Genomic DNA, 15,066 nt, shown 5'->3' with positions numbered 1-15,066 from the left:
GCGGGAGCGTTCAGCTCTCGCCTATTGTTTCGTCAGCAGCCGACTGCTGGACAGGACATGAAATATGAGAGTATTGTAATAACGGCAGCTGGATGTTGTTGTTCTTTTGTTGCAAATTTGATGAACAGAGGGATTCTTTGACGCCACCCCTAACTTTGGATACAATCATAAAGAGTTTACCCGACTCAGTGATTACATATAGCATTACAGTAGAACAGGAGGCAATTGCACATGAATGTAAACCCCGAACCACTCCCGGGCGGATCGGCACTAGCCCGCGATTATATACATCATTATGAAAAGGTAGGACATTTGTATGGTGGAGATTTCCGTAATGTAGACAGCAGAACAGAACGTGCAGCCTGGCTGGACAGCACTGAAGAGCTCCGCGCTGACCGTGCAGGGATTGCTGAATGTTTACGACAATATAATCTGGAATTGAATCCTCACCCTGCAGTGATGGAGTCCCTGGCTCTTCTGGAACAGCAAGGGACTTTGGTCGTTACCGGCGGCCAGCAGAGCGGCTTGTTTACGGGTCCGTTGTTTGTGATTTACAAGGCAATTACTACGATTCAGGCCGCAAAGGAAGCGGCAGCGCAGCTCGGACGGCCTGTGGTTCCGCTATTTTGGATCGCAGGTGAGGATCATGACTGGGATGAGGTCAATCATACCTATGTATTGAACCGCACAGGGGAGATCACCAGGCTTAAGCTGGATAAGGCAGATGAGCTTCGTTCTTCTGTCAGCGCAATCAAGGTAGAGGAAGAAAGCTGGCTGCAAATCACCGGACAATTGGATGACTTGCTGCAGGAAAGTGAATTCAAGCCACAGATTATGGAAGTGATCCGCGACTCTTCGGCTGAGGGATACAGCATGAGTGAAGCTTTTGCGAAGCTGATCGGTTCGCTGTTCGGCAGATTTGGTCTCATTCTGCTGGATTCCGCCGATCCGGGGCTGCGTAAGCTCGAAGCCCCAATGTTCAAATCTTTGATTGAACACAACGATGAATTGGAATCCGCGTATCATACGGCGGCTGGAAGGATTACGGATAGTGGGTATGAGCTTCAGGCTGCTGTGACGGCTGGCGGGGCCAATCTTTTCTATATACATCAAGGTGCACGCCTGTTGCTCCACAAAGAGGAAGGCAGATTCACCGACCGGAAGGGTATGGTTTCCTTTTCGCGTGAAGAATTGCTGGAGCAGCTAGAGACTCATCCTGAACGGTTTAGTAATAATGTGCTGACGAGACCGCTCATGCAGGATTATGTGCTGCCAGTACTTGCGACGGTGCTTGGTCAGGGTGAAATCGCCTATTGGGCCATTCCGCAGCCTGCGTTCGAGGTAGTGGGTGAACGGATGCCATTAATCATTCCGCGGATGTCGTTCACTGTCGTGGAAGGAACACTGCACAAGCACATGGACAAGTATCAGCTTGTCTTTGGCGATGTTCTTCAGGGCTTGGACGAGAAAAGAAAGAAATGGCTCGCCGCTCAGGATGAGCTGGAGCTGGAACGCCGGTTCGAAGATACGAAGGCTGCATTCACTGCAATGTACGAGCCGCTGATTGAACAGTTGGGTTCCATTCAGGCGGGACTTCTGAAATTGGGTGCCAACAATAAAGATAAGATTCTGGATCAGATTACATTCCTTCAGGCCAAAGCCCAGGATGCGATGGCTAAGCAGAATGAAGCTGCGCTCCGCCAGTGGGAGCGGATTGAACTGTCTCTTATGCCGCTGGGTAAGCTGCAGGAAAGAGTATATAATGTAATGTATTATCTGAACCGTTACGGCCCGGGCTGGCTGGATGAGCTGATGTCGATCCCTGTGGATTACAGCGGAACCCACCGCGTGATTTATATATAAGACGGAGCTTAGGCTATCAATACTTTTGGCTTATGCTTTTGAAGCGGATTTTGCTGTACCAGCTATTCAAAGAAGCGGTTTTTCCGCAAAAACTTTCAGGAGGTATCATAATGAGTTCATTGTCGAAGGAAAACAGTATTGTAACGGATATGTCGCTGGCTCCAGAAGGGCATCTTAAAATCGACTGGGTTCGCCAGCACATGCCGGTATTGAACCGGATCCGGGAGCAGTTTGAAGCGGAGCAGCCGTTCAAGGGTTTGAAAGTGTCGATCACGCTTCACCTGGAAGCCAAAACTGCTTATCTGGCAAAGGTTGTTCAAGCGGGCGGTGCCGAGGTAACCATTACCGGTTCCAATCCATTATCCACCCAGGATGATGTATGTGCAGCATTGGTTGAGGACGGCATTACGGTATTTGCCAAATATAACCCGTCACCTGAAGAATTCAAGGCTCTGAATATCAAAGCTTTGGAAAGTAAGCCGGATTTGATCATTGATGACGGCGGTGATTTTGCTACACTGCTGCATTCGGAGCGTCCTGACCTGATGGAGAATATCCGGGGTGGCGCAGAAGAGACCACTACCGGTATTATCCGGCTAAAAGCATTGCAGAAACAGGGGATTCTCAAATTCCCGATGGTGGCCGTCAATGATGCTTACTGCAAATATTTGTTCGATAACCGTTATGGTACCGGCCAGTCCGCTTGGGACGGGATTATCCGCACTACGAACCTGATTGTTGCCGGCAAAACAGTCGTCGTGGTTGGTTACGGCTGGTGCGGTAAAGGCGTAGCCATGCGGGCCAAGGGCCTCGGTGCCAACGTAATCGTTACTGAAGTGGACGCGATAAAAGCAGTCGAAGCCCACATGGATGGCTTTCACGTGATGCCGATGCTGGAAGCCGCAAAACGCGGTGATTTCTTCGTTACCGTGACAGGCAACCGTTATGTGATCCGCGGAGAGCATTACGATGTGATGAAGGATGGAGCGATTATGTGCAACGCTGGCCATTTTGACGTTGAAGTGAATAAACCTGAACTATCTGAAAGATCCGTATCCCAGCGGACGGTACGCAAGAATATAGAAGAGTACCAATTGAAAGACGGCCGCAAGCTGTATCTGCTTGCCGAAGGCCGCCTGGTGAATCTGGGTGCTGCAGACGGACATCCGGCTGAGATTATGGATACCACTTTTGCGCTGCAGGCACTTTCGCTTAAATATGTAAATGACAACTATAAGAGCATTGGCGTTAAAGTAGAGAATGTTCCTTACGATCTGGACGAGCAGGTGGCCCGCTACAAGCTGGAGAGCCTGGGGATTTCCATTGACAGCCTGACTCCGGCACAGGTCGAATATCTCGACAGCTGGAATCTCGAAGCATAACCTATAGAACGTAATACAAGGTGTCCGGGCCATGTAAATGGTTCGGGCACTTTTTTTTGAAATGTAAGACGTGTATGTGCTGCTGAGCACTATAAAGTATCTTTCCATTCCTCGTTTTAACTGAAATTGCCTCTTGTACAGGAAGGCGAAACCATTTTGACTTGCCGACTTGACAAACAAGAAAAAATTACCTCACCCGTGAAAAAGGTTTTTGATTTTTAATGGCGAATCTATTATGCTTAGGTGGTGTAAAGTGGGGCAAAGTGGGGAATTAGAAGTTAGAGGTGGGGAATAATCATGTTTATGGGGGAATACCAGCATAGCATTGATGACAAAGGCCGTATCATTATTCCGGCCAAGTTCCGTGACATGCTCGGAACCTCCTTTGTGGCAACCCGCGGCCTCGACACCTGTCTTTTTGTTTATCCCATGGAAGAATGGGGAATCATGGAGCAAAAGCTCAAAAGCCTTTCACTGATGAAATCGGATGCCCGTGCCTTCAGCCGCTTTTTTTTCTCGGGAGCGACCGAATGTGTATGGGACAAGCAGGGCAGGGTTAATCTGCCGGGGAATTTGCGGCAATATGCCAAGCTGGATAAGGACTGTGTAATTCTGGGCGTTTCGAACCGGGTGGAGATCTGGAACAAGGAGCTATGGGAGCAGTACTTCGAACAGTCAGAGGAAACGTTCAACGAGATTGCCGAGAAATTGGTTGATTTCAACTTCGATCTATAACACATACAAATATTCGAATACTGCCCTGGAGGGATGCAGCTTGTTTCACCACATCACGGTGCTTAAGGAAGAAGCGACAGAAGGGCTGCACATCAAGAAGGATGGCATCTACGTGGATTGCACACTTGGCGGAGCGGGACATAGTTCTCTAATTGCCAGTAAGCTCAGCGGCGAGGGCCGATTGATTGGTCTGGATCAGGATGATTGGGCGCTGGAGAATGCTAGGGAGCGGCTCGCTGAATACGGAGAGAAGGTAGTTTTGGTGAAAACCAACTTCCGCGATCTGGAGCAAGTGCTTAAGGAACTCCCCTTTGTTCCGCAAAAGGATGGCGTTCCCCAAGTAGATGGAATTCTATACGATCTTGGTGTATCCTCGCCCCAGTTTGACGAAGGGGAACGGGGATTCAGCTATAATCACGATGCTCCGCTGGATATGAGGATGGATCAGTCTGCTCAGCTGACTGCAGCCGAAATAGTGAATACCTGGCCTGAACAGGAGATTGCCCGGGTGCTTTTCCAGTATGGGGAAGAGAAGTTCTCACGGCGAATTGCCCGCAAGATTGTTGAGCGGAGAGAAGAACACCCTGTGGAGAGCACGGGAGAATTGGCGGAGCTGATCAAGGAAGGCATTCCGGCAGCCGCACGCAGAACGGGTGGACATCCCGCGAAACGCAGTTTTCAGGGACTCCGGATTGCGGTGAACGATGAGTTGGGTGCGTTTGAGGAAGGGCTTCACGCAGCAGTGCGCTGCCTTGCACCCGGAGGAAGAGTATCGGTGATCACCTTTCACTCCTTGGAGGACCGGATTTGCAAGCAGATTTTCAGCAGCTACTTAAGCAGATGCACATGTCCGCCCGACTTCCCATATTGTGTATGCGGTGCCGAAGGTACCCTGAAGCTGATTAACCGCAAACCGTTTGTTCCATCAGAAGAAGAGCTGGAGCAGAACACACGTGCACGTTCAGCGAAGCTGCGGATTGCAGAAAAATTGTAAATAATGATAAAGGAGAGTCAGAGATGGCCTATACCCGCGGCAACTTAGCAGTTCAACCCAAAAGAAAAGAAGAGGCAGACAGGCTTTACCGCGAGAAGACAAAAGTAGTCACAAGACGCATGGTGCTTCCGCTGCAGGAGAAACTTCTCTACATGCTGACACTAGGTGTGTTCGTACTGGTGGCTGTCACCCTGATTTGGCGTTATGTCCATATTTACGATTTGAATCTGCAGGCGCAGAAACTGGATGCCCAAATTGCTTCAACCAAGAAAGATATCGCAACGTTTCAGATGGAGAAGCAGAGCCTTGAGCAGACAGTGGCCCAGAGGGCTGCTGAGCTTGGATTTGTCAAACCTTCCGAGGATTCTACCATCTATATTCCCCTGAGCAGCACGGCCACTGACGGAGACCATTAATCAGCGATTGGCGGTAATCGCAATAATAGAGTTGGTGAGGTTGGCTTATGGTGAAAAGAATAAAACTTCGCACGCTGTTTATAGGAGGGTGTATTACCCTCTTTTTTCTTGTTTTAGTCGGCCGGGTGTTTTGGCTCCAGATTCTGGACGGTGAGTACTGGCAGAATAAGGCGGCCTCGCAGTGGGCCCACTCTGCAACCATCAAAGCAGTCCGCGGTGAGATTGAAGACCGCAACGGCAACGTCCTCGCCAGTGATGTTCCTGCATACACCGTTGTAGTTAACCCTGAGGTTATTGCAGAGCAGGGGATTGGCCAGGAAGTGATTGATGGTTTGCACAATCTACTGGGTAAACCGGTTGACGAGTTAAAGCCATTGATTGAGGCCAAGGATAATAAGACTGGCAAGTATCTCAAAAACCGCGAGATCCGCAATGAGGGCTGGAAGATTGATAAGGCGCTTAAGGATAAGGTGGTTGCCTTTTATGAGGAATTGGGCAAAAAACATGATATCCGTGAAACTGGTGTCGGGTATGTAACGGAGCAGAAACGCTATTATCCGAAAGGTACACTGGCCGCACATATATTGGGTTTTACCGACAGAGATGGCAAGGCGATCATGGGGCTGGAGAAGTATTTTGACAAGCAGCTGAAAGGCACTGATGGCAAACTTCACTATCAAAGTGACGGTAAAGGGGTCAAGCTTCCGAATTCCAAGGATACTTATCAGCCTGTAGTTAACGGGAGCAATATCAAACTGACGATAGACAGCACGATTCAATACTATATCCAAGAGGCTATGCAAAAGGCATATGACAAGTACAAGCCCAAGAGTATAAGTGTCATAGCTGCGGACCCCAATACGATGGAAATTCTCGGTTTGGCGAATATGCCTACCTTTAATCCCAATGAGTATTGGGATACTAATCAGAATGCCGCAGGCTTCTATAACCACGCGATCAAATCCAGATATGAGCCGGGCTCAACCTTTAAGATTGTTACGTTGGCCGGAGTGGTACAGGAGAAACTATTCAATCCAGATGATAAGTTCCAATCCGGTCAAATTTACATCAAAGGATACAGTAAACCGCTGCATGACATCAACAGAGTAGGCTGGGGGAAAATCTCATTCTTAGAGGGTGTTAAGCGTTCAAGTAATGTAGCTTTCGTTAAGCTTGGCTATGAGATGCTTGGTCAGGACAGATTGCTGAAATACATTAATGAGTTTGGCTTTAATGAAAAAACCGGAATCGACCTGCCGGGAGAAACCATCGGTATCGTCAACCCTGACAAGAACAAATCTGTCGAGAATGCGACCTTGGCCTACGGGCACGGTAAGGTGCTGGTTACACCGATTCAGCAGTTGACGGCAGTGTCCGCAATCGCTAATGGCGGCAAGTTGATGGTTCCGCATGTGGTCAAGGAAATCACCGACCCGAATACCGGCAAGAAGACCATTACCCAGCCTGAAGTGGTACGTCAGGTGATTTCGAAGGAGAGTGCCCGTGAAACTGGCGGCTACCTGGAGCAGGTGGTGGCGGATCAGGTTAAGGGAACCGGACGGCATGCCTACATTGAAGGGTATCGTGTAGCGGGGAAGACGGGTACTGCGATTAAGGTCAACGGTACGGATTATGACCGGAACAAGGTACTGTCTTCTTTTATCGGCTACGCGCCGGTTAATAATCCCAAGATTGCGGTGATCGTCATTATTGACGAGCCGCAGGGTGAAAACGGCGGGAATGGCGGTGGAGCGGTTGCTGCTCCGGTATTCCAGGAAATTGTGTCGCAGGCGCTGCCTTATATGGGAGTACCAAAAGTGAGCACGAATTCTGCGGACAGCACGTCCAAAACCGTTAAGTCTACTACTGCCGCACTGCGATCCACTCCGGATCTCACCGGCAAAACAGTACAGGCGGCCAGACAACTGCTGATTGATCAGGGCTTTGATTTTGAAGCTGTAGGTCAAGGAACTAATGTAGTCAGCCAGTATCCAGAGAAAGGAACTCTACTGGCAGTAGGTCAGCGCATCTATCTGCTGAGTCAGCAGGGAGATAAGCCTGTGATACCGGATTTGCGCGGACAGTCGCTTCGTGATGCACTGGAAGTGCTCAGCCTGCTCAAGGTTGGTATTTCAGTGGATGGCGAGGGTTACGTGTCGGGGCAAACGGAAGGAACCAAGAACGGGAAGACACAGGTCACGCTGTCGCTAAAACCTATGAATGAACATGGTGAGAATATTCCTGCACCCGCTGATGAGGAAGAGCCACCCGTAAAGTAATGCCTTGGCATAGGCTTGTTCTAACCCCTGTTTGTCCTGAATAGTCATGAAGATAAGAGCTCATGTCTAGAACAGCGAAAGCGGGGGGACGGAATGAAGGTTTCGAAAGTCGTAACTCGTAGGAGAATGCTGTGGACGCTGCTGGGATTGGCCTTGTTATTTGGTGCGCTGGCTATACGTCTGGCGTATGTCCAGCTGTCCGAAGGAGAAAAACTGAGTGCCAAAGCGGAAAGCCAGTGGCGCCGCAATATTCCTTTTACCGCCAAACGCGGTGAAATATTGGACCGGGAAGGGAAAGCACTGGCTTATAATATCAGCTCGCCGACTGTGTATGCAGTTCCTGTACAGGTGAAGGAGAAGCAAAAGACAGCACAGACGCTGGCTCCACTGCTCGGCATGAGCGAGATGAAGCTGGTGACTCTCTTGTCCAAAAGTCAGTCATCGGTGAAGTTACAGCCCGGCGGCCGCAAAATTACGATGGAGCTGGCTGCGAGCATCCGTGATTTGCAGCTGCCGGGCATCGTTGTGGCCGAGGATAACAAACGGTTTTACCCTTACGGAGATTTGGCTGCGCATATTCTGGGCTTCACCGGTATTGACAATCAAGGCATTACCGGGGTGGAAAGCATATACGACAAGCTGCTCCAGGGCAGCGCAGGGGATATTTCCTATTTGTCTGATGCCGGAGGCCGGCTGATGCCGGGTTCTTCGGAAAAGTATTCAGCTCCTCAGGACGGCCTTAAACTGAAACTGACGATAGACAAGCAGATCCAGTCCATAATGGAACGCGAGCTGGATCAAGCCATGGTGAAGTATCAGGCACAGGGCAGTTGGGCTATAGCTATGAACCCGAAGAATGGCGAAATTCTGGCCATGGCCAGCAGACCTGGATTTGAGCCTGGAGCCTACAAGGAATATGATGCTGAGGTCTACAACCGGAATCTGCCCATCTGGATGACTTACGAACCGGGCTCCACTTTCAAAATTATTACCTTGGCCGCTGCGCTCCAGGAAGGCAAAGTGGATTTACAGAATGACCACTTTTTTGATCCCGGCTATATCGAGGTGGGCGGGGCCAAGCTGCGTTGCTGGAAAAAGGGCGGGCATGGTAGCGAGACTTTCCTGGAGGTGGTAGAGAACTCCTGCAATCCGGGCTTTGTAGCGCTGGGACAGCGGCTCGGTAAAGATACCTTATTCAAATATATCCGTGATTTTGGATTTGGCGCCAAGACCGGTATTGATCTGAATGGTGAAGCAAGCGGAATCCTCTTTAAGCCTGCGCAGGTGGGACCCGTGGAGCTGGCGACCACGGCTTTTGGCCAAGGGGTGTCCGTCACGCCGATTCAGCAGATAACCGCTGTCTCGGCAGCCATCAACGGCGGCAAGCTCTACACGCCGCATGTCGCCAAGGCCTGGATCAATCCCGATACAGGGGAGACCGTTTCGGAAGTGCAGCCGGAGATGGTGCGTCAGGTCATCTCAGAGGAAACCTCGAAGAAGGTGCGCGCTGCCCTTGAGAGCGTGGTTGCCAAAGGCACGGGCCGGCCGGCTTTTATTGACGGCTACCGTGTGGGAGGCAAGACAGGGACGGCACAAAAGGTAATTAACGGCCGGTATTCTCCTACAGAGCATATTGTATCGTTTATAGGCTTTGCACCTGCGGATGATCCGCAGATCGTAGTGTACACAGCGGTGGATAATCCTAAGGGCATTCAGTTCGGTGGTGTTGTGGCAGCTCCAATCGTGCAGAATATCCTGGAGGATTCCCTCCATTACATGAAGGTTCCAGAACGTAAAGATCAGCTTCCCAAAACCTATAAATACGGTGAAACTCCTATTGTGACAGTTCCTGATCTTACAGGGGCTACCGTACAGGATATTTATGAGGATCTGAACATGAACTTTACACTCGCCCGTTCCGGAACAGGCAATACCGTAATTAATCAGGCACCAAAAGCGGGGGCCAGAGTCGAGCAGGGTTCGACGATCCGGATATATATGGGCGCTGAAAATGGGAAATAATGTTTGATGACGTCTTCTATTCCGAAAAATGCAGAGTGAGGGATGGCTATGAAAGTATATGAATTATCATCTTGTCTCGCGGCTTCGCGGGTACATGGAGATGGGGAGACGGAAATAACGGGACTCCAGGCGGATTCGCGCCGTGTCAAGCCCGGCGATTTGTTCATCTGCCTGCCGGGGTTTACGGTGGATGGGCATGAATTCGCTCCTCAGGCAGCCGCGAACGGAGCTTCTGCCCTGGTCTGTGAGCGGAAGCTGGAGATCGATTTGCCTCAGATCGTAGTGGATGACTGCCGGTTTGCAATGGCTGTATTGTCCAATGCCTTTTTTGGTTCACCGAGCAGCCGGATGAGAATGATCGGTGTGACCGGCACGAATGGAAAAACAACGACCACCTATCTGATAGAGCGTATTATGCAGGACCAGAATGTTAAGACAGGGCTGATTGGAACCATTCAGCTGAGATATGACGGACAGACCTATCCCGCTTCCGGTACGACGCAGGAATCCCTTGAGCTGCAGCGTACGCTACAGGATATGGTTCAGAAAGGCGTGCAGTGCTGTGTGATGGAGGTTTCCTCGCATGCCTTGGAGCAGGGACGGGTAAAGGGGACGGATTTCCGGACGGCCATATTTACCAATCTGACTCAGGATCATCTGGATTATCATCATACGATGGAAGAGTACAGGGCGGCTAAAGGGCTGTTCTTTTCCCGGATGGGAAATATGATCTCACCATGGAAGGAAGAACGCAAATATGCTGTGCTGAATGCGGATGACGAGGCAAGCACTTATTTTGCTGCACAGACTGCCGCAGAGGTGATTACATACGGCATCGATACTCCAGCGAATGTCCGGGCTTCGCAAATTTCCATCACCTCCAAAGGAACTTTTTTCCATGTAGATACGTTTAAGGGAGAGGCTGACATCTCATTGCGTATGGTAGGCAAGTTCAATGTGTATAATGCGCTGGCTGCGATCACTGCAGCGCTGTTGGAGGATATTCCGCTTGCGGATATCAAGGCCAGTCTTGAGTCTGTAGCAGGTGTGGCTGGGCGTGTGGAGTCAGTGGATGAGGGCCAGGACTTCGCGGTAATCGTAGACTACGCCCACACACCGGATGGGTTGGAAAATGTGCTGCGGGCGGTATGTGAGTTTGCTTCCGGCAAGGTTCTTACCGTCTTCGGCTGCGGTGGAGACAGAGACACGACCAAACGCCCGCTGATGGGCAAAATTGCTGCGAAATACAGCGACCATGTCTTCGTAACCTCCGATAACCCCCGCACTGAGGATCCCCTCCTTATCCTTCGGGATATTGAAGCAGGGTTGCAGGAGGATGGAGTGGCACAGGACCACTATGAAATGATTGTAGACCGTAGGGAAGCGATTAGAAAAGCTATTGAAATGGCAAGCCCCAGCGATGTAGTATTGATTGCGGGGAAAGGTCACGAGACCTATCAACTGATCGGCGGAGTGGTTCATGATTTCGATGACCGCGTCGTTGCCAAAGAAGTTATAAGGGGCCGAAGCTATTGATTACAAGAACGCTGCGAAACATCGCTGCCATGTGTGGGGGAGAACTGTCCTCCGCTTACGATATGGATAAGAGAATTGCGGGAGTCGTTACCGACTCCCGCAAAATTACGCCTGCCTGTCTTTTCGTTCCGCTGGTTGGGGAACATTTTGACGGGCATGACTACAGTGCCGCATCTTTGGCGGCGGGTGCCGCCGCTACCTTGTGGCAGAGGGATAGGGGAGCTGCCCCTGCAGGGGACGGCGTGATCCTGGTGGATGATACTCTTGCTGCATTGCAGAAGCTGTCTTCCACATATTTGTGCCAAATTGCTCCGCAGGTGGTCGCCGTCACCGGCAGCAACGGAAAGACAACTACGAAGGATATGATTACAGCCCTGCTGGAGGGACAATACAAAGTCCATAAAACTGCAGGAAACTTCAACAACCATATCGGTCTGCCGCTGACGATTCTCTCCATGAGTGAGGATATTCAGATCGCTGTGCTGGAGATGGGGATGAGCTCGCGGGGAGAGATTGCACTTCTTGCCTCTTTAGCGCCGCCGGATGTGGCCGTTATTACCAATGTGGGCGAGTCCCATTTGCTGCAGCTTGGGTCCCGCAAGGAAATTGCCCGGGCCAAGCTGGAAATTGCCGAAGGACTGAAGCCGGGAGGTCTCCTGGTTTATAACGGTGACGAGCCGTTGCTCTCCGAAGTTATGGCAGAGCCCGCCTTTCATACACCGGAGGGAATGAAAGGCTTCCGCTTTGGCTTGAACGCTGACAATGATGATTATCCTTCTGGAATGATGACCCATATCGGGGGGATGACCTTCACTTCCCATCTGTATGCGCAGCGCGCCTTCACGCTGCCGCTGCCGGGCCGGCATAATGTGGTTAACGCTTTGGCTGCGCTGGTGGTTGCCCGCCACTACAGCGTATCCGAAGACAGCATCGCAGAAGGCCTCAGCAAGCTTAAACTGACCGGGATGCGGATTGAAATGATGCTGGCAGCTTCGGGGCTTACTATGCTGAATGACGCCTATAATGCCAGTCCAACTTCTATGAGAGCAGCCATTGATGTGCTTCAAGGCATGAAATGCAGCGGCAAAAAAATCGCTGTGCTGGGGGACATGCTGGAACTTGGGCCGGATGAGGCGCTTTTCCATCAGGAGATCGGTGCTTACCTGGATCCATCCTTAACGGATCTGGTCTTTACCTATGGACCACTTTCTGCACATATCGCCAAGAAGGCAGAGGAGCGGTTTGGATCTGAACGCGTATTTGCTTTTATGGATAAAAAGGAGCTTACAGCGGCCTTGCTTAATAGAATCGATCCCAAAGATGTTGTACTCTTCAAAGCTTCAAGGGGAATGCGCCTTGAGGAAGTGCTGCACAGCTTGAATGAGCATTCTCAGACGGATCCAAACAAATAGGAGGGGGTGTACCCATGGATTATCAATTACTTCTGCTGACTATTGCTGTATCCTTTATCCTTGCGGTCATTGCCGCTCCGCTCTTCATTCCGCTTCTGCGGAGGATGAAATTTGGACAGCAGGTTCGTGATGACGGACCTCAGACTCACTTAAAAAAAGCCGGAACGCCTACGATGGGCGGAATTATCATTATGGTGGCATTCACGTTGTCTTTTTTGAAATTTTCGGTTGTAGACTCAGACTTCTATGTCCTCTTGGTAGCTACGCTCGGCTATGGGCTGATCGGCTTCCTGGACGATTATATCAAAATTGCGTTCAAGCGTTCACTGGGACTGACACCGCGCCAAAAATTACTGGGGCAGCTGCTGGTAGGTGCCGTAATGTGCGGGCTTCTGATTAATGCCGGGCACAATACTGGAATCAGCATCCCGGGAACTTCGATCAGCTTTGATTGGGGAAGCTGGTTTTACTATCCGTTCATTATCATTATGATGATGGCTGTAACGAATGCAGTGAATTTTACCGATGGAGTAGATGGGCTGCTGTCGGGCGTCAGTGCGATTGCCCTAGCTGCTTTTGCCGTAGTAGCAATGCAGGCTACCTCGATTGCGGCAGGTGTTTGTGCGGCGGCAATGATCGGGGCGGTACTTGGCTTTCTCGTTTTCAATGCACATCCGGCAAAGGTATTTATGGGCGATTTCGGATCCTTCGGCATTGGTGGAGCCATTGGTGCGATTGCCATTGTTACCAAAAGCGAGCTGCTTTTTGTTGTCATCGGCGGTGTATTCGTCATTGAGATGCTATCTGTCGTGCTGCAGGTGGCCTCATTTAAAACCCGCGGCAAACGCATTTTCCGCATGAGCCCGATCCATCATCATTTTGAGCTTGGCGGCTGGTCGGAATGGCGGGTAGTTGTCTCCTTCTGGGCGGTGAGCCTGGTGCTGGCGGCAGTAGGACTAATCTTAAGCAAGGGGTTGTAAAGAATGAAGCATCCGGATGAATACCGAGGTGAAGAAGTGGTCGTCCTGGGCCTTGCCAAAAGCGGTGTTCAGGTGGCCAAGGTGCTGCATGAGCACGGCGCCGTTGTAACGGTCAATGACAAAAAAGAAAGAGATCAAAGTCCCGAAGCTTCCGAACTGGAATCTTTGGGAATTTCTGTTATATGCGGAGGTCACCCGGAGGGATTAATTCATCCGGGCGTGAGCCTGCTAGTGAAGAATCCGGGAATTCCCTATTCCGTACCTCCGGTGCAAAAAGCAATGGAGCTGGGTATCGAGGTAGTGACTGAGGTGGAGGTGGCGTACCACCTTTGCGCAGCACCTATGATTGGTATCACCGGTTCTAACGGCAAGACGACGACAACCACCTGGGTGGGGCGTATGCTGGACGCTGCGGGAATGAACCCTATTGTGGCCGGGAACATCGGCACACCGCTCTGTCAGGCCGCACAGGAGGCTCATGATGACAATTGGATGGTAGTCGAGCTTAGCAGCTTTCAACTCAAAGGTACTAAAGAGTTCCGCCCTAAGATAGGCTGTCTGCTGAATGTGGCAGAGACCCATCTGGACTATCATGGCGGTATGGAGGATTATATTGCTTCCAAGGCTAAGCTGTTTGAGCGACAAGGGCCAAGCGACACAGCGGTGCTGAACTGGGATGACCCTGTCTGTAGAGAGCTAGTGCCTTATATCAAAGCAGGAATCTTGCCCTTTTCAATGACTGAAGAGCTGGTTCAGGGTGTCTTTGTCCGTCCTTCATTTGTCCAGGGTACCGAAGATGATCTCAAGCGGGTAATTGTCTATCGGGATTACTCCGAGAGTGAGACAGAAATTGCCGACGTTGATACTATCGGACTGCCGGGCCGCTTCAATGTGGAGAACGCCCTGGCTGCCTGCGGGATTGCAATCGCCGCAGGTGCAGACCCTGCCGGACTTGCCGAAGTGCTGGCAAATTTCAGAGGTGTCGAGCACCGGCTGGAATATGTAGCAGATAAAGCCGGAGCCGCTTATTACAACAACTCCAAAGCCACCAACTCCAAAGCCACCTCAATGGCGCTGGCCTCCTTCCGGAAGCCGGTTGTTCTGATTGCCGGCGGACTCGACCGCGGTTCCGATTATATGGAGCTATTGCCTGTCCTCGGCGGGGTCAAAGCGCTTGTAGCGCTCGGACAGACCAAGGACAAGCTCGCGGCCGTCGCAGGCATGGCAGGAGTAAAGCGCATCATCTCCGTCGATAATGGGGAGAGCGCCGCCGCCGTGCTGCAAAAGGCCGTGCGGGAGGCTTCCGCTCTGGCGGAAGCGGGGGATATTGTTCTCCTGTCTCCTGCCTGCGCCAGTTGGGATATGTTTACATCCTATGAGGAGCGCGGGCGTATTTTTAAAGAGGCGGTGCATAACCTTTAAGTAGGGGGGTGGATAAGCCCCTACT

At 51.0% G+C, this 15,066-nt stretch carries 11 protein-coding genes; all 11 read left to right on the top strand.

Translation table 11 applies throughout. The annotated features are described in order from the left end of the window. Positions 1 to 231: 231 nt before the first annotated feature. Positions 232 to 1,863 carry a bacillithiol biosynthesis cysteine-adding enzyme BshC gene (gene bshC, locus A3844_RS04645; protein ID WP_074106746.1) on the top strand — a complete coding sequence of 544 codons (1,632 nt, stop codon included), beginning with the start codon at positions 232 to 234 and terminating at the stop codon, positions 1,861 to 1,863. A gap of 110 nt (positions 1,864 to 1,973) precedes the next feature. Beyond that, the gene (locus A3844_RS04640; RefSeq protein ID WP_074085661.1) at positions 1,974 to 3,245 is read left to right on the top strand and encodes an adenosylhomocysteinase; all 1,272 of its coding nucleotides are present in this window, start codon (positions 1,974 to 1,976) and stop codon (positions 3,243 to 3,245) included. A 297-nt stretch (positions 3,246 to 3,542) separates the two neighbouring features. After that, positions 3,543 to 3,980: a division/cell wall cluster transcriptional repressor MraZ gene (gene mraZ / locus A3844_RS04635; protein ID WP_020427850.1), complete on the top strand. Its 438-nt coding sequence runs from the start codon at positions 3,543 to 3,545 to the stop codon at positions 3,978 to 3,980. 40 nt (positions 3,981 to 4,020) lie between these two features. Further along, positions 4,021 to 4,974 carry a 16S rRNA (cytosine(1402)-N(4))-methyltransferase RsmH gene (gene rsmH / locus A3844_RS04630; RefSeq protein WP_074085660.1) on the top strand — a complete coding sequence of 318 codons (954 nt, stop codon included), beginning with the start codon at positions 4,021 to 4,023 and terminating at the stop codon, positions 4,972 to 4,974. A gap of 23 nt (positions 4,975 to 4,997) precedes the next feature. Next, entirely contained in the window at positions 4,998 to 5,390 is a 393-nt protein-coding gene (locus A3844_RS04625; RefSeq protein ID WP_074106745.1) for a hypothetical protein, read from the top strand. A 47-nt stretch (positions 5,391 to 5,437) separates the two neighbouring features. Beyond that, a complete protein-coding gene (locus A3844_RS04620; RefSeq protein ID WP_074106744.1) occupies positions 5,438 to 7,669 on the top strand; it encodes a penicillin-binding transpeptidase domain-containing protein in 2,232 nt (743 codons plus the stop codon). 93 nt (positions 7,670 to 7,762) lie between these two features. Continuing rightward, positions 7,763 to 9,691 carry a stage V sporulation protein D gene (locus A3844_RS04615; RefSeq protein WP_074106743.1) on the top strand — a complete coding sequence of 643 codons (1,929 nt, stop codon included), beginning with the start codon at positions 7,763 to 7,765 and terminating at the stop codon, positions 9,689 to 9,691. Positions 9,692 to 9,739: 48 nt separating this feature from the next. Next, positions 9,740 to 11,227 (top strand): UDP-N-acetylmuramoyl-L-alanyl-D-glutamate--2,6-diaminopimelate ligase, encoded by a 1,488-nt coding sequence (locus A3844_RS04610; RefSeq protein ID WP_074106742.1) that lies wholly within the window; start codon positions 9,740 to 9,742, stop codon positions 11,225 to 11,227. Beyond that, positions 11,224 to 12,639, top strand: coding sequence for a UDP-N-acetylmuramoyl-tripeptide--D-alanyl-D-alanine ligase (locus A3844_RS04605; protein WP_074106741.1), 1,416 nt, complete (start codon positions 11,224 to 11,226; stop codon positions 12,637 to 12,639). The genes A3844_RS04610 and A3844_RS04605 overlap by 4 nt, the downstream gene beginning before the upstream one ends. A gap of 14 nt (positions 12,640 to 12,653) precedes the next feature. Continuing rightward, positions 12,654 to 13,619 (top strand): phospho-N-acetylmuramoyl-pentapeptide-transferase, encoded by a 966-nt coding sequence (gene mraY / locus A3844_RS04600; protein ID WP_074085654.1) that lies wholly within the window; start codon positions 12,654 to 12,656, stop codon positions 13,617 to 13,619. Positions 13,620 to 13,622: 3 nt separating this feature from the next. Next, positions 13,623 to 15,041, top strand: a complete 1,419-nt coding sequence (murD, locus tag A3844_RS04595) for a UDP-N-acetylmuramoyl-L-alanine--D-glutamate ligase (protein ID WP_074085653.1) — start codon at positions 13,623 to 13,625, stop codon at positions 15,039 to 15,041. The last annotated feature ends 25 nt before the right edge of the window (positions 15,042 to 15,066 follow it).

The organism is Paenibacillus helianthi, from assembly GCF_001909055.1.
GTDB lineage: Bacteria > Bacillota > Bacilli > Paenibacillales > Paenibacillaceae > Paenibacillus_AQ > Paenibacillus_AQ helianthi.
Note: the sequence above shows the minus strand (reverse complement) of the source record. Positions and strands in the feature narration are given on the sequence as shown.